14 protein-coding genes are annotated in these 16805 nt (G+C 67.8%); 10 read left to right on the top strand and 4 right to left on the bottom strand.

Annotated features, from left to right (window positions below; all coding sequences use genetic code 11):
• Window positions 1-465 precede the first annotated feature (465 nt).
• Entirely contained in the window at window positions 466-1677 is a 1212-nt protein-coding gene (gene tyrS, locus AC5P8D_RS20515; protein ID WP_049480350.1) for a tyrosine--tRNA ligase, read from the bottom strand.
• 167 nt (window positions 1678-1844) lie between these two features.
• On the opposite strand from tyrS, the gene AC5P8D_RS20510 reads away from it, so the two are divergent.
• Window positions 1845-3317 carry a M23 family metallopeptidase gene (locus tag AC5P8D_RS20510; protein ID WP_010486866.1) on the top strand — a complete coding sequence of 491 codons (1473 nt, stop codon included), beginning with the start codon at window positions 1845-1847 and terminating at the stop codon, window positions 3315-3317.
• Between the two features lie 65 nt (window positions 3318-3382).
• Window positions 3383-4510 carry an anhydro-N-acetylmuramic acid kinase gene (locus tag AC5P8D_RS20505; protein ID WP_109815133.1) on the top strand — a complete coding sequence of 376 codons (1128 nt, stop codon included), beginning with the start codon at window positions 3383-3385 and terminating at the stop codon, window positions 4508-4510.
• Between the two features lie 79 nt (window positions 4511-4589).
• Here the strand turns inward: AC5P8D_RS20505 and AC5P8D_RS20500 are convergent, their stop codons facing one another.
• From AC5P8D_RS20500 to AC5P8D_RS20490, 3 genes are all read right to left on the bottom strand, one after another.
• Window positions 4590-4820 (bottom strand): hypothetical protein, encoded by a 231-nt coding sequence (locus tag AC5P8D_RS20500; protein WP_005407775.1) that lies wholly within the window; start codon window positions 4818-4820, stop codon window positions 4590-4592.
• Window positions 4821-4897: 77 nt separating this feature from the next.
• Entirely contained in the window at window positions 4898-6271 is a 1374-nt protein-coding gene (locus AC5P8D_RS20495) for a muropeptide MFS transporter (protein ID WP_049455489.1), read from the bottom strand.
• Window positions 6268-7068: an exodeoxyribonuclease III gene (locus tag AC5P8D_RS20490; protein ID WP_005420469.1), complete on the bottom strand. Its 801-nt coding sequence runs from the start codon at window positions 7066-7068 to the stop codon at window positions 6268-6270. The genes AC5P8D_RS20495 and AC5P8D_RS20490 overlap by 4 nt, the downstream gene beginning before the upstream one ends.
• A gap of 162 nt (window positions 7069-7230) precedes the next feature.
• Between AC5P8D_RS20490 and pyrE the strand changes: the two genes are divergently transcribed.
• From pyrE to AC5P8D_RS20450, 8 genes are all read left to right on the top strand, one after another.
• On the top strand, window positions 7231-7890 hold the full coding sequence (gene pyrE, locus AC5P8D_RS20485) for an orotate phosphoribosyltransferase (RefSeq protein ID WP_014645675.1): 660 nt from the start codon (window positions 7231-7233) through the stop codon (window positions 7888-7890).
• An 18-nt stretch (window positions 7891-7908) separates the two neighbouring features.
• Entirely contained in the window at window positions 7909-8571 is a 663-nt protein-coding gene (locus AC5P8D_RS20480; protein WP_043403150.1) for a hypothetical protein, read from the top strand.
• A gap of 174 nt (window positions 8572-8745) precedes the next feature.
• Complete coding sequence (locus AC5P8D_RS20475; protein ID WP_005407770.1) at window positions 8746-8838, top strand: potassium-transporting ATPase subunit F; 93 nt, start codon at window positions 8746-8748, stop codon at window positions 8836-8838.
• A gap of 12 nt (window positions 8839-8850) precedes the next feature.
• Window positions 8851-10560: a potassium-transporting ATPase subunit KdpA gene (gene kdpA, locus AC5P8D_RS20470; RefSeq protein ID WP_414614451.1), complete on the top strand. Its 1710-nt coding sequence runs from the start codon at window positions 8851-8853 to the stop codon at window positions 10558-10560.
• 10 nt (window positions 10561-10570) lie between these two features.
• Window positions 10571-12628: a potassium-transporting ATPase subunit KdpB gene (gene kdpB, locus AC5P8D_RS20465; protein WP_053442400.1), complete on the top strand. Its 2058-nt coding sequence runs from the start codon at window positions 10571-10573 to the stop codon at window positions 12626-12628.
• The gene (kdpC, locus tag AC5P8D_RS20460) at window positions 12625-13275 is read left to right on the top strand and encodes a potassium-transporting ATPase subunit KdpC (RefSeq protein WP_143994446.1); all 651 of its coding nucleotides are present in this window, start codon (window positions 12625-12627) and stop codon (window positions 13273-13275) included. Before kdpB ends, kdpC begins: the two co-directional genes overlap by 4 nt.
• Before the next feature lie 51 nt (window positions 13276-13326).
• Entirely contained in the window at window positions 13327-15987 is a 2661-nt protein-coding gene (locus AC5P8D_RS20455) for an ATP-binding protein (protein ID WP_329763758.1), read from the top strand.
• Window positions 15968-16681: a response regulator transcription factor gene (locus AC5P8D_RS20450; protein WP_019338804.1), complete on the top strand. Its 714-nt coding sequence runs from the start codon at window positions 15968-15970 to the stop codon at window positions 16679-16681. The genes AC5P8D_RS20455 and AC5P8D_RS20450 overlap by 20 nt, the downstream gene beginning before the upstream one ends.
• The last annotated feature ends 124 nt before the right edge of the window (window positions 16682-16805 follow it).

The raw sequence follows: 16805 nt of genomic DNA, 5'->3' as shown, positions 1-16805 counted from the left end.
GTATCGCTTGCTTTAAAACAATTAATAGTTGCTTGATCAAACGTCTGCAAGATGGACAATCATCCTTCCTGCAGGCGCCTTCACAAGATACCTGCGCATACTTTCAAAGATCCGGGGAAGTGGCCTCAGCGCCGTTCCCGTATGCTGCGAAGTTTCCTTCGTAGCGAGCCGCCCATTATGCCAGACTTTTTCAGTCCGTCAACACCTTCGTTCGATCATCTCGTTCGGCGGTGGTGGGCACCCTGATGTCGCTGAAGCCCCTTGGTGGCGACCCCTGCGACGGGGGAGGAGAAGTATGTCCCTATTCCCATCGTTTGTGAAGGGGGTGTGGCGACTTTTTTCACCGGATGTTGCATCTGTTCAGCCGTCGCGCTGGGGGAGGACCGCTCGAAGAGCAAGCCAAGCGCGGGCTTGGCTCTACAAGAGCATCCAGGAAGGGCCGGCTGCGCCGGCCCTTCTCTGGTGTCAGCCAGCGACCAAGCGCACGCGGGCGAAGGTGCGCTTGCCGACCTGCAGCAGGCCTTCGAAGCCCGGCTGCAGCACCTGCTGGCCATCTTCCACCACTTCGCCGTCCACTTTCACCGCCCGCTCCTTGAGCTTGCGGTTGGCTTCGGAATTACTCGGGGTCAGCCCGGCCGCGGTCAGCAGTGCGGCGATGCGCAGGCCTTCGGCCGGGATCGCCACGTCCTGCAACGGCAGCTGGGTGATGTCACCCTGCCCGGTTACCGCCGCTTCCCAGCCCGCGATCGCCTGCTCGGCCGCCGCAGCGTCGTGGAAGCGGGTCGCCAGTTCACGCGCCAGGCGCAGCTTGACCACACGCGGGTTCAGGCCGCCAGTGGCCACCTGCTCGCGCAGCTGCACGGCTTCGGCCTGGCTGATGTCGAAGGACAGCAGCTCGATCCAGCGCCACATCAGGGTGTCGTCCACCTTCATGGTCTTGGTGACGATGTCGATGGCCGGCTCGCTGATGCCAATGTAGTTGCCCAGCGACTTGGACATCTTGTTGACGCCGTCCAGGCCTTCCAGCAGCGGCATGGTCAGCACCACCTGCGGCTTCTGGCCGTGATGTTCCTGCAGGCCACGGCCCATCAGCAGGTTGAACTTCTGGTCGGTACCGCCCAGCTCGACGTCGGCCTCCAGGGCCACCGAGTCGTAGCCCTGCACCAGCGGGTACAGGAACTCGTGGATGGCGATGGACTGCTGGGCGGCGTAGCGCTTGGCGAAGTCATCGCGCTCGAGCATGCGCGCCACGGTGTGCTGGCCGGCCAGGCGGATCATGTCCGCCGCGCCCATCTTGCCGAACCACTCCGAGTTGAATCGGACTTCGGTACGGCTGCGGTCCAGCACCTTGAACACCTGCTCCTCATAGGTACGTGCGTTGGCCAGCACATCCTCGCGGCTGAGCGGCTTGCGGGTCAGGCTCTTGCCGGACGGGTCGCCGATCATGCCGGTGAAGTCGCCGATCAGGAAAACGACCTGGTGGCCGAGGTCCTGGAACTGGCGCATCTTGTTCAGCAATACCGTATGGCCCAGGTGCAGGTCGGGCGCGGTGGGGTCGAAGCCGGCCTTGATCCGCAGCGGACGGCCTTCCTGCAGGCGCGCACGCAGATCCTCGAGCTTGAGGATCTCGTCGGCACCGCGGCCGATCAGGGCAAGGGCTTCTTCAATCGAGGACACGTGACTACTCCCGGCAACGCCGATTCTTGTGTGGGGTGTTAAAGCAAAGTTAACCCGATTGGCTTCACAAAAGCCAATGGGCACAAGGGTTTGACGCGGTTTTCTCAGGTGTCTATGGTAACCGGCGATCAGGCCCGCGCTCCCGGGCTGCCAGGAAAAAACCGCCGATGCACAATTCCGAACAAGGCCGCGCACGCAAGCAGCGCTTCCAGGAACGCCTCCACGTCCTGCACGACAACGCCCTGCATCGGAAGCTCAGGCAACATCTTCCCGCCGCCTTCAATGAGCGCTGGACCCGCCGCCATTGGATGCACGCCAGCCTGTTCGCGACCATCGGCGCCCTGGTGGCAACGATCGTCCCGGGCTTCTCGCACACCATCGACGCCCCCTTTGCCGACAGCCATACCAGCCTGGCACTGCCGTTGCCGCCGCTGACCATGGCCCGCCAGCAGCAGGTGCCCGGTGACAGCTGGCAGGTGCTGCGCGTGGAGCGCGGCCAGACCCTGAGCGATCTGTTCGACAAGGCGGGCATCCCGGCCACCACCCTGCACCGGGTGCTGGACCACCCCGGTGCACGCGAGGCGCTGACCAAGCTCCGCCCGGGCGCCGAGATCGCCTTCGACATGCCGCTGTCCGGTGACCTGCGCAGCATCCGTTTCGACCGCGATGCCGACAACCGGGTGGAACTGAGCCTGACCGGCGACGACATCAAGGAGAAGGTGACCCAGCGCGAGACCTCCACGCGCACCGTGGTCACCAGCGGCGAGATCACCAGTTCACTGTATGCCGCGGCCCGACGCGCCGGGCTGTCGCCGTCGGCGATCGCGACGATGACCGACGACATCTTCAAGTACGACATCGACTTCTCGAAGGACCTGCAGCCGGGCGACCGCTTCAGCGTGGTGATGGATGAAACCTGGCGCGAAGGCGAGAAGGTGGACACCAGCAAGATCCTGGCGGCGACCTTCACCACCGGTGGCAAGACCTATTCCGGCTTCCGCTTCGACCGCAACGGCAAGTCCGAGTACTACGACATCAACGGCCGTTCGCTGAAGAAAAGCTTCATCCGCATGCCGATCCCGTTCGCGCGGCTGAGCTCGACTTTCGGCGCGCGCAAGCACCCGGTGCTGGGCAAGATGCGCATGCACAAGGGCGTGGACTACGCTGCGCGCACCGGCACCCCGATCATGGCCGCCGGCGATGCCCGCGTGCAGTTCGCCGGCGTGCAGCGCGGCTACGGCAACGTGGTGATCCTCGACCACGGCCGCGGCCACACCACCCTGTACGGGCACATGTCGCGCTTTGCGAACATCAAGACCGGCCAGCGCGTGGCCCAGGGCACGGTGATCGGCTATGTCGGCTCGACCGGCCTGGCCACCGGCCCGCATCTGCACTACGAATTCCGCGTCAACGGCGAGCACCGCAATCCGCTGACCGTGACCATGCCGCCGCCGGAGCCGCTGAAGGGCGCCGAGCTGGTCGCCTTCCGCGCGCAGACCGCACCGGCGATGGCCCGCATCCAGGGCATGGAGAAGCTGATCTACGCCGACGCCAGCCCGGCACCGACCAGCCGCGACGAGGCCGCCCCCGAGGTGGCCAGCGCCAAGGACAAGCAGGCGACCGGCCGCAAGCGCGGCTGAACCCCTGCGTTGACGAAGAAGGACGCGGCAGCACAAGCTTGCCGCGTCCTTTTTTTATGCCCGCCATGAACACGACTGCCGACGCTGACGTCCCCCTGTACCTTGGCCTGATGTCGGGCACCAGCGCCGACGGCATCGACGCCGCGCTGGTGCAGTTCCCCGCTGGCGGAGGCTGCCGCTTCGTGCACGGGCTGACCGCCCGCTGGGAGCCTGTGCTGCGTGCGCGGCTGGTGGCGCTGGGCGAAGGCGGACCGCTGGACTCGCTGGAGGAGCTGGGCGAGCTGGACGCCCGGATCGCGATCAACTTCGCCGAAGCCGCCAATCAACTGCTGGCCGAGGCCGGCGTGGACCGCAGCCAGGTCCGCGCGATCGGCTCGCACGGCCAGACCGTGCGCCATCGTCCGCTGGCCACCCCCGCCTTCACCGTGCAGCTGGGCGATGGCAACCGCATCGCCGAGCTGACCGGGATCACCACGGTATCCGACTTCCGCCGCCGTGACGTGGCCGCCGGGGGTCATGGTGCGCCGCTGATGCCGGCCTTCCACCTGGGCATGCTGGGCGCCGCCGATGAGGACCGTGCGGTGCTGAACCTGGGCGGCATCGCCAACCTGACCCTGATCCCGCGCGAAGGCGCAGTGCGCGGCTTCGATACCGGCCCGGCCAACGCGCTGATGGATGCCTGGTGCCAGCGCCATACCGGTCGTACCTTCGATGCCGATGGTGCGTACGCTGCCAGTGGCGCGGTAGACGAGGGCCTGCTGGCCGGCTGGCGCTCGGACCCGTGGTTCGCGCTGCCACCGCCGAAGAGCACCGGCCGTGAGCAGTTCCACCTGGCCTGGGCCGAGGTGCACATGGGCGAAGGCCAATACGCTGCCGCCGATGTGCAGGCCACCCTGCTGGAGCTGACCGTGGCAACCGTGGCCGATGCGCTGCTGGCGCAGCAGCCACAGACCCGGCGCCTGCTGGTCTGTGGTGGCGGCGTACGCAACCGGCAGCTGATGAAACGGCTGGCGGCGCGGCTGCCGGGGGTGCAGGTGGAATCCAGCGCGGTGCACGGGCTGGACCCGGAGTACGTGGAGGCCATGGGCTTTGCGTGGCTGGCGCAGCGGACGATGGACGGGCTGGCCGGCAACCTGCCGAGCGTGACCGGGGCCAAGGGGCCGCGGATCCTCGGGGCGATTCACCTGGCGTGAGGTGGCGTCATCCACGCATGGCGTGGATCTACCGGGCAGCCGAGCGTGGGCTCGGCTCTACAGCATTGTGGCGCGGCCGCTAATCGAAGCCCTGCCCTGCGGGCAAGGCCTGCAGGGCGGCGATGGCGTCGGAGAGCGCGTCCACTTCGGGATCACCGAAGCCGGAGCGGACCTCCAGTTCACTGCTGAACAGGCCCTGCTCCAGCAAAGCGGCGCAGGTCTGTTCGTGGGTCCAGCCGCGGGCGACCGCGACGCGTTTGATGCGTTCCAGCAGCAGCGGGTCCAGGTCCCGCAGCACAACGTCGGCCATGCTCGCTTCCCCGTTCGCAAGGCACCGCCCCCTCGGCGCGTCGAGGCGATGATCCCGCAGACCGGACGGGCAGGCAATCAGGTCGAGCTGGAGGCCTGGCGACGGCGCTGCTGCAGGATCAGCAGGGCGCAGAGGATCACTACCGGGATCGCCACCAGCGCGGTACCGACGAAGAACAGCGCGTAGCCTTCCAGCAGCGTCCGGCCCTGTGCGAGCGTCTGTACCGACCACCCCGAGAGCCCCTTGAGCGCCTTGCCGGGCATCGCGTAGAACGAACTCAGCAGCGCGTACTGGGTTGCGGTGTATCCGATGCTGGTCAGGCTGGACATATAGGCGATCAGCGCCGTACCGGCGAAACCGCTGGCGAAGTTGTCGATGGCCATGGCCACAGCAAAATGGGTCGTGTCTGGGCCCGAATAGGCCAACCAGGCAAATGCCAGGTTGGAGGCCGGCCCCAGCACGGCACCCACCATCAGCGCCGCCAGCACCCCCCAGCGAACCGAGACCAGGCCCGCCGCAGCAATGCCGACGAAGGTCGCGACCAGGCCCACCGAGCCACGCACGGCGCCCACGGTGTCCTCGTCCAGGCCGAGATCGACATAGAAGGGGTTGGCCATCGGCCCCATGACGAAGTCGGCCATGCGATAAACGCTGATGGCCACCAGGATCAGGATCGCGCCGCTGCGATGCTCGCGGACGAAGGCGATGAACGGCCCCGCCACGGCGTCGAACAGGCCGCGCGGCGTCCACAGGGAGGTCGCCTGTGCCTGCACGGCAGCCACTTCCCGCGCGGGTTCACGGGCCATGACCACGGCTACCACGCCAAGCGCCATCAGCACGGCCATGATCTCGTAGGAGACCTGCCAGCCAACACGGGCCGCGATGATCAGGATCAGCGCATCGGTGACCAGCAAGGCAGTGCGGTAGCCCAATGCCGAGGATGAGGTCAGCAGGCCAAGCTGCTCGCTGTTGTCAGCACTTTCAATGCGCCAGGCATCGATGACGATGTCCTGGGTGGCCGAAGCAAACGCCACGATCACGGCCATTACGCCGAACACGACGATGTGCTGCCAGGCGATGCCCAGGAACTGGATCTGGCCGCCCTTGGGCTGGACCAGCGCCATGCCGACAAGGCCCACCACCACGACCAGCTGCGACAGCAGCATCCAGCCGCGGCGGCGGCCGAAACGACCGAACAGAGGCACGTCGGTCTTGTCGACGATCGGCGCCCACAGGAACTTCATGGTGTAGGCCAGCCCGACCCATGACAGGAAACCGATCGTGCTCAGCTCGATGCCTTCCTTGCGCATCCAGAAGCCGAGCGTGTTGCCCACCAGATAGATGGGCAGGCCCGAACTGAAACCGAGCAGCAGCATCGCCAGCACCTTGCGCTGGCTCAGGTTGGACAACACCTGCTGCCACGGTCGGCGCGGCTTGGCGGCCTCGGTCACAGGTCGTAGTCCACGGTGAACGGGGCGTGGTCGGAGAAGCGCTCGTCGCGGTAGATCGAACAGCTACGCAGTTTGTCGCGCAGGCCCGGAGTGATGAACTGGTAGTCGATACGCCAACCGACGTTGTTCGCACGGGCGGCGCCGCGGTTGCTCCACCAGGTGTAATCCTCGCCGGTGGGGTTGAGCAGGCGGTAGGCATCGGCCCAGCCACGGCCGGCGGCGACATCGGTGGCCTGGCCGTGGTCGGCGCACAGGGCGTTGAGCCAGTCGCGCTCCTCCGGCAGGCAGCCGGAATTCTTCTGGTTGGACTTCCAGTTCTTGATGTCCAGCGCCGAACGCACGATGTTCCAGTCGCCGCACAGCACGTAGTCGCGGCCGCTGCGCGCCCACTCCTCCAGGATCGGCCGCAGCCATTCCATCACTTCGAACTTGAAACCCTGGCGCAGGTCGCCCGAGCTGCCGGACGGGATGTAGAAGGAGACCACGCTGAGGTTGCCGTAGCGCGCCTCGATGTAGCGGCCTTCGTCGTCGAACGGGGCCCAGCCCAGCGAGGTGATGACCTGATCCGGCTCGCGCTTGCTGTAGATGGCCACCCCGCTGTAGCCCTTCTTGGTGATGGCATCGCGGTAGAAGCAATGGTGGCCATCCGGGCGGAACATCGGGTCGGTCAGCTGGTCTTCCTGGGCCTTGGTTTCCTGGATGCACAGGACGTCGGCGTCCTGGGCACGGAACCAGTCGAGGAAGCCCTTGGTCGCGGCGGAACGGATGCCATTGGCGTTGAAACTGATGATGCGCATGCAAGGGACCTACGACAGGAAACCGGGCAAGCATACCGGTTGCCCGCGGGGCTGCGCAGTCTGCCCGGCCAGGCCGCGACGCCCTTCACACGGGTCCGGACGAGCGCGAAACGCCCAGCTGGATTAGGATTTATGCTCCAAATGAAGATGAATCGAGTTTTGATGAGCGACCACCGCCACCGTTTCCTGCAGCTGGCCCTGACCGCCGACGCCCTGCGCTTCGGCCAGTTCACCCTCAAGTCCGGCCGGCTGAGCCCCTATTTCTTCAACGCCGGTCGTTTCGACTCCGGTTCGCTGCTGTCGCAGCTTGGCGCCTGCTACGCCGATGCCATCGATGCGACCGGAATCAAGTACGACGTGGTGTTCGGCCCGGCCTACAAGGGCATCCCGCTGGCCACCGCGATGGCCTGTGAGCTGGCCCAGCGTGGCCGCGACCTGCCGCTGTCGTTCAACCGCAAGGAAGCCAAGGACCATGGCGAAGGCGGCCAGCTGATCGGCGCCGACATGAATGGCAAGCGCGTGCTGATCGTCGACGACGTGATCACCGCCGGTACCGCGATCCGCGAAGCGCTGGGCATCATTCGCGCTGCCGGTGGCACCCCGGCCGGCATCGTGGTGGCGCTTGACCGCCAGGAGATCGCTTCGGAAGCCGATCGCCGTTCGGCGGCGCAGTCGGTGGCCGAGGAAGCCGGCATTCCGGTGATCGCCGTGGCATCGCTGGCCGATCTGCTTGATTTCGCCTCCGGCAACCCGGAACTTGTGGGCTATCGGCAGCCGCTGGAAGCCTACCGGGCCCAGTACGGCGTCCGTTCGATCCGCTGACCGACCAGGGGAAAGGTCATGTCCCGAGTTCCTGCTGTTCTCTTTGCCGGCCTGCTGCTGGCCATGCCGTTCACGCTGCCGGCGCAATCGCGGGGTGGCGACAAGGTCGAGAAGAAGCTGTACTGCTGGAACGAGGGCAAGGAGCGGATCTGCAGTGATTCGCTGCCGGCCGATGCGGTCAACCATGCCCGCGAGGAATTCAACGCGAAAAGTGGCCTGCGCAATGCGCAGGTCCAGCGCGCGTTGACCGACGAAGAGCGTGCCGCCGCCAGCACGGTGGCCGCGCAGCAGCAGCTGGACCTGATGGCCGAGCAGACCCGCCAGCGCACCGAGCAGGCGATGCTGACCACCTATGGCAGCGAGGACGACCTGCGCCGGGTGTTCGCCGAGCGCCAGGAAGTGCTGGACAACAACCTGAAGACGGCCGAGTACAACGTCACCAGCCTGCGCGAGTCGCTGGTGGCCCTGCTGTCGGCCGCCGGTGATCGCGAACTGGCCGGCGCCAAGGTGGCCGACAAGCAGGCCGGGGCGATCCGCCAGCGGCACGTGCAGCTGCAGGCGCAGCAGCGCCTGCAGGCCGGGTTCCTGCAGCAGCAGCAGGCGTTGAAGGCCGAAATTGAAAGCACCCTGCAGCGCTATCGCGAGCTGAAGGGCGTGGCGCCGGCTGCCCCGGCAGGCTGACGACGCTCCTGCCGCCGGGCATGGCCCGGCGCTACCCCGGGCCCGGTTACGGGTTGGCCCACGGAATTTATGCACTCTTTACGCGTCGGCCCGGTCCGGCGCGTAGTGCGTTTATGGGGGGCAGGACGACGATGGCGGCCTGAGGTGGAGGGGTTCCACCAGGACGCTATTGCAATGTCCCCCTGGCTGTCGTTGTTGTGTGGCGTGCTGGTGCTGGTCGCCGCCGCCTATCTTCTTTATGTCGTGCTGCGGCCCGAGTCGTTCTGAGCGGAGCCGGCCATGACTGAGATGCTTGTGATTGTTGCCGCCAGCCTGCTGCTGGCGTGGCCGCTGGGCCTGTACCTGGCCCGCGTGATGCGTGGCACGCCGATGAAGGTCGACGTGCTGTTCCACTGGATCGAGAAGCCGCTGTACCGGATGTTCGGTGTTGATCCGGCACGTTCGATGTCCTGGCGCGGCTACGTGCTGGCCTTCGTCCTGAGCAACGTGGTGGTCGCGGTGCTGACCCAGGCGGTGTTCATGACCCAGGCCTGGCTGCCGCTGAATCCGGATCAGATCCCGAACATGCGCTGGGACACCGCGCTGCACACGATGATCTCGTTCCTGACCAACACCAACCAGCAGCACTATTCGGGCCAGGCGCAGCTGTCCTACCTCTCGCAGATGACCGGCATCACCGGCCTGCAGGTGGTGACGCCGATGATGGGCCTGGCGCTGGCGGTGGCGACACTGCGCGCGCTGTTCTCGCGTGCGCCGCAGGCTGCGGCCGCCACCGGTAGCGGCGATGACCGCCAAGTGGCGGTGGGCAACTACTACGTGGACGTGGTGCGCCTGTGCGTGCGCTTCCTGTTGCCGCTGTGCCTAGTGTGGACACTGGTGCTGACCAGCCAGGGCGTGCCGTCGACGATGGCCGGTGGGCCACAGGCCACGCCGATCGATGCCAGCGCCGGCATGGCCGGACAGAAGCTGCCGTTGGGCCCGGTGGCGGCAATGGTCGCGGCCAAGCAGCTGGGTGCCAACGGTGGCGGCTGGTACGGCCCGAACAGCAGCTTCCCGCTGGAGAACCCGACCCCGCTGTCGAACGCGCTGGAGATCGTCGGCATCCTGCTGGTGCCGATGGCGGTGATCTTCATGATCGGCGCGTTCACCGGCCGGCGCCGCTTCGGCGCCCTGGTGTTCAGTTGCATGCTGGGCATGTCGCTGCTGTCCACCGGCGCGATGATGTGGAGCGAAGGGCATAGCGCCAGCGCCGCCACGCCGTTGCTGATGGAAGGCAAAGAGGTGCGCTTCGGTGCCGACGGCACTGCGCTGTGGGCGGCGGTGACCACCCAGGTCTCGAACGGCTCGGTCAACGGCATGCACGATTCGCTGGCGCCGCTCAGTGGCGGCATCGCGATGGTCAACATGCTGGTCAGCGCGATCTGGGGCGGCATTGGCTGTGGCCTGCAGCAGTTCATCGTGTACCTGCTGCTGGGCGTGTTCCTGGCCGGGTTGATGACCGGGCGCACGCCGGAACTGTTCGGCCGCAAGCTGGAGACGCCACAGGTCCGCCTGTTGGCCCTGCTGGTGCTGCTGCAGCCGATCACCCTGCTGGTGTTCACCGCGATCACCCTGGCCGTACCCGGCCTGGCGGGCACGTCCAACCCCGGTTTCCATGGCATCAGCCAGGTCTTCTACGAATACGTCTCGGCCTATGCCAACAACGGTTCGGGCTTCGAAGGGCTGGGTGACGCCACGCTGTGGTGGAACCTGAGCTGCTCGCTGGTGCTGCTGCTGGGCCGCTTCCCACTGCTGATCATCCCGCTGGTGGTGGCCGCACAGCTGGCCGCCAAGCGCCAGGCGCCGGAGTCTGCCGGCAGCCTGCAGATCGAAACCCCGACCTTCGCCCTGACCCTGGTCTCGGTGATCGTCATCCTGACCGTGCTGCAGTTCATGCCGGCGCTGGTACTCGGCCCGATCGCCGACCACCTGAGCCTGGGACTGCACTAAGGACACCCCGATGAGTACCCACGCAAGTTCCACCCGCAGTTCCCTTGCTCCGCGCCCTGCCCTGCTCGATGGCGCCGGCCTGCGCCGTGCGCTGGTCGACGCAGTGCGCAAGCTGTCACCGATGCACCTGGTACGCAGCCCGGTGATGGCAGTGGTGATGGCCGGCACGATCGTCGCCGCCATCGTCACCCTGACCGGCAATGCGCCGCTGGGCTTCGGTCTGGCGGTGACCGCGATCCTGCTGGTGACCGTGTTGTTCGGCAACTTCGCCGAGGCGGTGGCCGAAGCGCGCGGCCGTGGCCAGGCCGCCTCGCTGCGCCGTGCCCGCCAGGATCTGGTGGCGCGCCGGCTGGCTGCGCCGCAGCCGGGCGCGGCCGAAACCCAGGTACCCGCCGCGGAACTGCGCCCGGGCGACCATGTGATCGTCAGTGCCGGTGAGCTGGTGCCGGCCGACGGCGAGATCGTGCAGGGCCTGGCCACCATCAACGAAGCGGCGGTGACCGGCGAATCGGCACCGGTGCTGCGCGAGGCTGGCACCGACCGTTCCGGTGTGATCGGCGGCACCAAGGTGCTGTCCGACCAGATCATCGTGCGGGTGACCGCCGAGCCGGGCCACAGCTTCCTGGACCGGATGATCGCGCTGGTGGAGGGTGCCAACCGCCAGAAGACCCCGAACGAGATCGCGCTGACCCTGCTGCTGGCGGCGATGACGCTGACCTTCCTGGTGGTGGTGGCGACGCTGCCTGCGATCGGCGCCTCCGTGGGCGTCAAGGTCGACCCGCTGTTGCTGATCGCGCTGCTGGTGTGCCTGATCCCGACCACCATCGGCGGGCTGCTGCCGGCCATCGGCATCGCCGGCATGAACCGTGCGCTGGCCGCCAATGTGCTGGCCAAGTCGGGCAAGGCGGTGGAGGTGGCCGGCGACGTCGACGTGCTGCTGCTGGACAAGACCGGCACCATCACCTACGGCGACCGCCAGGCCAGCCACTTCCATCCGTTGGCCGGTATCGATGCCAGCCAGCTGCGTGAAGCGGCGCTGCTGTCTTCGCTGGCCGACCCGACCCCGGAAGGCAAGTCGATCGTGCGCCTTGCGCGCGAACAGGGCTGCGCCACCGCCGAACCGGACCATGCCGACTACCTGGCCTTCACTGCCCAGACCCGCATGTCCGGCGTGGACCTGGAACATGGGCGGCAGATCCGCAAGGGTGCCGCCGATGCGATCCGTGCTCACGTGCAGGCGCTGGGTGGCAACGTGCCGGCCGAGCTGGCCGGTCGTGTCGAGCAGGTCGCGCGCAACGGCGCCACCCCGCTGGTGGTGGCCGAGGGCCGCCACGTGCTGGGCGTGATCGAGCTGTCGGACGTGGTCAAGCACGGCATGCGCGAGAAGTTCGCGCAGCTGCGGGCGATGGGCATCCGCACGGTGATGATCACCGGTGACAACCCGCTGACCGCCGCCGCCATCGCTGCCGAGGCCGGTGTGGACGACTACATCGCCGAAGCGCGGCCGGAAGACAAGCTGGCGCGCATCCGCCAGGAGCAGGCCGGTGGCCGCCTGGTGGCGATGGTGGGCGACGGCACCAACGACGCCCCGGCGCTGGCCCAGGCCGACATCGGCCTGGCGATGAACTCCGGCACGCAGGCGGCGAAAGAGGCCGGCAACATGGTCGACCTGGATTCGGACCCGGCCAAGCTGCTGGCGGTGGTGGAAGTGGGCAAGCAGCAGCTGATCACCCGCGGCGCGCTGACCACCTTCTCGCTGGCCAACGACGTCTCCAAGTACTTCGCGATCCTGCCGGCGCTGTTCGCCGCTGCCGTTCCTACCATGGCCGCACTGAACGTGATGCAGCTGTCGAGCCCGCGCAACGCCGTGCTGGCGGCGCTGATCTTCAACGCCCTGGTGATTCCCGCCCTGATTCCGCTCGCCCTGCGTGGCGTGCGCTTCCGCCCGGCCACCGCAACGGCGCTGCTGCGCCGGAACATGCTGGTGTACGGCCTCGGCGGCGTGCTGCTGCCGTTCGCGGCAATCAAGGCGATCGACCTCCTTCTTGTCCTGGTATTCGGCGCATGAACCGTACTGTTTCCACTTCGTCTTCCCTTCCCCGCGAACAGAAAGCCGAGGCCCGCGTGGCCAGCCTGCAGGAGGGCGCAAGCTGGCGCCCGGCGATCGGCCTGGGCCTGGCCACGCTGCTGCTGGCCGGCGCGGTCTACGCCGGTATCGCCACCGGTTTCGCCGGCCTGGCCTACCCGACCCAGGCCGAGGGCAGCCTGCTGCGCGATGGCAACGGCCAGGTACGCGGCTCGGCATGGCTGTCGCAGCCGTTCACCGGTGACGGCTACTTCCAGGCGCGCCCGTCGGCCGCCAACTACGACCCGATGGCCGCGGCCGGTTCCAACATGGCGCGCAGCAACCCGGCACTGGCCGAGCGCGTGGCTGCCAGCACGGCTGCGGTAGCCGCACGCGAAGGTGTCGCGCCGGCGCAGGTGCCTGCGGATCTGGTCACCCAGTCCGCAGGCGGCCTGGATCCGCAGCTGTCGCCGGCGGCGGCTCAGCTGCAGGTGGCACGCGTAGCGCGTGCCCGTGGCCTGCCGGTGGCGCGCGTACAAGCGCTGGTGCAGGCGCATACCGAAGGCCGCCAGTGGGGCCTGTTCGGCCAGCCGCGGGTGAACGTGGTGACGCTGAACTTCGCGCTGGACCACGCGGCCAAGGCGCCGTGATGCCGGCCTGCACCGGCTGCGCGCACAATGGCGGGCATGACAGCGGCACCCATGACTGATGCGCGTACCCGCCAGGCCGATGCCCTGGTCGAAGGCCTGCAACGCGAAGCCGGCGGCAAGCTGACCGTGTTCCTCGGCGCGGCGCCGGGCGTGGGCAAGACCTACACCATGCTGACCCGCGCGCAGGAACAGCTGCGCCGCGGCGTTGACCTGGTGGTCGGGCTGGTGGAAACCCACGGCCGCGCCGATACCCAGGCGCTGCTGGAGGGCCTGCCGCAGCTGTCGCTGAAAGCGGTGGCCTACCACGGCCACACCCTGCAGGAGATGGACCTGGATGCCGTGCTCGCGCGGCACCCAGCGCTGGTACTAGTGGATGAACTGGCCCATCGCAACGCGCCGGGCAGCCGCCATGAGCGGCGCTGGCAGGATGTGATGGAGCTGCTGGACGCCGGCATCGACGTCTGGACCACGGTCAACATCCAGCATCTGGAAAGCCTCAACGATGTGGTGATGCGCATCACCGGCGTGCGCGTCAGCGAGACCGTGCCGGACGGTGTGCTCGACCGACTGCACGACATCGTGCTGGTGGACCTGCCCCCGCGCGAACTGATCGCGCGCCTGCAGCAGGGCAAGGTCTATGTGCCCGAACAGGCCGCGCAGGCACTGCAGGCATTCTTCTCGCCGGCCAACCTGACCGCGTTGCGCGAACTGGCCATGCAGGAAGCTGCCGACCGCGTCGACAGCAGCCTGCGCGAAGCACGCGCCGCACGCGGCGAGAGCAACCTGCCGCTGCGTCGCGGCGTGCTGGTGGCCATTGATGGCGGCGGTCAGAGTGAATACCTGGTGCGCGTGGCGAGGCGCATCGCCGAGCGCCGCGACGCACCGTGGACGGTGGTGACCGTGCAGGGGCGACGCCAGGACGAGGCGACCCGGCGTGAGATCGATGCAGCCTTCGCGCTGGCACGGCGCCTGGGCGGCGACGCCGAACTGCTGCACGGATCGAGCATCGCCGATGCCCTGCTCGACCACGCCGCGCACAATGGCGTGTCGACCCTGGTGCTGGGCCGGACCCGCGAACGGCCGCTGGCGCGGATGTTCAACCGCACCCTGACCCAGCAGCTGATCCAGCGCGGCGCGCACTACGAGATCACCATCATCAGCACCCCGCAGGCGCGGGCGCGCTCGCGCCGCGAGGGCCTGCTGCCGCCGATGCGTGGCATCAGCTACGAGCCGGCACAGGCACTGATCGCCACTGCACTGGCCTGTGCGGTGGCCTGGCTGGCCGAACGTTGGGTGGGCATGGCCGACCTGTCGATGGTGTTCATCGTCGCGGTGGTGCTGGTGGCGGCGCGCACCCGCGCCAGCGTGGCGGTGATGGCGGCGATCCTGTGCTTCCTGGCCTACAACTTCCTGTTCATCGCGCCACGCTTCACCTTCGCCATCGGCGCGCGCCAGGGCGTGATCACCGTGTTCCTGTTCCTGGCCGCCGCGCTGGTGGCCGGACGCCTGGCCTCGCGCCTGCGCATGCAGGTGATCGCGCTGCGTGCCGCCAACCGCCATGCGCGTGCGCGCCAGCAGTTGGGCCGCCAGCTGGCCAGTGCCGCCGGCAACGGAGAGGTGGCGCAGGCGGGTCGGCATGCACTGGAACAGGCCATGGACGTGCCGGCGTGGCTGCGGATCGGCGCCGATACCGCAACCGGTGGCCGCAGCCAGCCTGGCGATACCGATCTGGCCGCCGCCGACTGGGCGCTGCGCCACGGCCAGCCCAGCGGCCGCTTCACCGACACTCTGGCCGGCGCGCAATGGTGGTTCCTGCCGCTGCTGGATGGCGAAGACCGCGCGATCGGCGTGGCCGGCCTGTACCTGCCCGGCGCGCAGGCGCGCCTGCTGCCCGAGCAGCGGCAGCTGGCCGAAGCGATGGTGGATGACATCGCGCAGGCCGCGCTGCGCACGCGGCTGGTGGCCGAACTGGAACAGGCCCACGTCAGCAACGAGACCGAGCGATTGCGCTCGGCCCTGCTCTCTTCGGTATCGCACGATCTGCGCTCGCCGCTGGCGGCGATGATCGGTTCGGCCGACAGCCTGGCCAGCTACGGTACGGCGATGGATACAGCCGATCGCCGTGCCCTGCTGGACACCATCCTGGTCGAGGGCGAACGGCTGGACCGCTACATCCAGAACCTGCTGGACATGACCCGCCTCGGCCACGAAGGATTGAAGATCAACCGCGACTGGATCGGCGTGGACGAACTGATCGGCTCGGCGGCGCGGCGCCTGCAGCGCTACCAGCCCAAGGTACGGCTGGAGCTGGATATTCCCTCCACGCTGGCGCCGATCTGGGTGCACCCGGCGCTGGTCGAGCAGGCCGTGTTCAATGTGATGGAAAACGCGGCCAAGTTCTCGCCGCCCGATGCCGCCGTGCAGGTGCAGGCGCGCGAGCTGGACGGCCAGCTGCGCATCGACGTGATCGATGCCGGCCCCGGCATTCCCGATGACGAGCGTGCGCGCATCTTCGACATGTTCTACAGCGTCGAGCGCGGCGACCGCGGCCGCCACGGCACCGGCCTGGGCCTGACCATCTGCCAGGGCATGATCGGCGCGCATGGCGGCAGCGTGCAGGCGCTGCCCGGACGCGACGGTCGCGGTACCCTGATCCGCATCACCCTGCCCCTGCTCAAGCCAGCCTCCCACGATGAGCCCGACCCCGATTGATGCCAGCGTGCCGGCCGCGCGCGTGCTGGTGATCGATGATGAAACCCAGATCCGCCGGTTCCTGGATATCAGCCTGCGCGCGCAGGGCTACCAGGTACGGCAGGCCGCGACCGGCCAGGAAGGCCTGGAGATGGCCGCCAGCGAAGACATGGACCTGGTGATCCTGGACATCGGCCTGCCGGACATGGAAGGCCACGAGGTGCTGGAGCAGCTGCGGCAATGGAGCCAGGTGCCGGTGATCATGCTGACCGTTCGCGCCGGCGAAACCGAGAAGGTGCGGGCGCTGGACAACGGCGCCAACGACTACGTGACCAAACCCTTCGGTACCCAGGAGCTGATGGCGCGGGTACGGGCGCTGCTGCGCACGCGCAGCGTGCCCAGCGACGGCACCCCGCCGGTGTTCGACGATGGCCATCTGCATGTGGACCTGGTGCGCCGTGAAGTGGCACTCGATGGCGAGCCGGTGGCACTGACCCGCAAGGAATACGCGCTGCTGTCGCTGCTGCTGCGCAATGCCGGGCGCGTGGTGACCCAGCCGCAGATCCTGCAGGAGATCTGGGGGCCGACCCACCAGCACGACACCCATTACCTGCGCATCCTGGTCGGCAAGCTGCGGCACAAGCTGGGTGATTCGGCGCTGGATTCGCGCTACCTGTTCACCGAACCGGGCGTGGGGCTGCGGTTCAAGGGGTGAGGGTGTGTCGACCAAGGTCGACACCTACCAACAGCTCCAGGACATTGTCAGGGGTGGGGCGGTGTCGGAGTGCGGGGTGTCAGCCGCATGGGCCCGAGGCATGCCTCGGGCGGGTTGGGCAGGA

It is taken from the genome of Stenotrophomonas sp. YJH_SMC_101-4 (assembly GCF_059370395.1).
This window is presented reverse-complemented; position numbering and strand designations above follow the sequence as displayed.

Excerpts from the sequence above, each read along its gene's own strand:
- kdpC (WP_143994446.1), top strand. The coding sequence starts at position 12,625 with ATGAACCGTACTGTTTCCACTTCGTCTTCCCTTCCCCGCGAACAGAAA.
- AC5P8D_RS20510 (WP_010486866.1), top strand. The coding sequence starts at position 1,845 with ATGCACAATTCCGAACAAGGCCGCGCACGCAAGCAGCGCTTCCAGGAA.
- AC5P8D_RS20490 (WP_005420469.1), bottom strand. The coding sequence starts at position 7,068 with ATGCGCATCATCAGTTTCAACGCCAATGGCATCCGTTCCGCCGCGACC.
- AC5P8D_RS20455 (WP_329763758.1), top strand. The coding sequence starts at position 13,327 with ATGACTGATGCGCGTACCCGCCAGGCCGATGCCCTGGTCGAAGGCCTG.
- AC5P8D_RS20505 (WP_109815133.1), top strand. The coding sequence starts at position 3,383 with ATGAACACGACTGCCGACGCTGACGTCCCCCTGTACCTTGGCCTGATG.
- kdpA (WP_414614451.1), top strand. The coding sequence starts at position 8,851 with ATGACTGAGATGCTTGTGATTGTTGCCGCCAGCCTGCTGCTGGCGTGG.
- AC5P8D_RS20500 (WP_005407775.1), bottom strand. The coding sequence starts at position 4,820 with ATGGCCGACGTTGTGCTGCGGGACCTGGACCCGCTGCTGCTGGAACGC.
- kdpB (WP_053442400.1), top strand. The coding sequence starts at position 10,571 with ATGAGTACCCACGCAAGTTCCACCCGCAGTTCCCTTGCTCCGCGCCCT.
- AC5P8D_RS20475 (WP_005407770.1), top strand. The coding sequence starts at position 8,746 with ATGTCCCCCTGGCTGTCGTTGTTGTGTGGCGTGCTGGTGCTGGTCGCC.
- AC5P8D_RS20480 (WP_043403150.1), top strand. The coding sequence starts at position 7,909 with ATGTCCCGAGTTCCTGCTGTTCTCTTTGCCGGCCTGCTGCTGGCCATG.
- AC5P8D_RS20450 (WP_019338804.1), top strand. The coding sequence starts at position 15,968 with ATGAGCCCGACCCCGATTGATGCCAGCGTGCCGGCCGCGCGCGTGCTG.
- pyrE (WP_014645675.1), top strand. The coding sequence starts at position 7,231 with ATGAGCGACCACCGCCACCGTTTCCTGCAGCTGGCCCTGACCGCCGAC.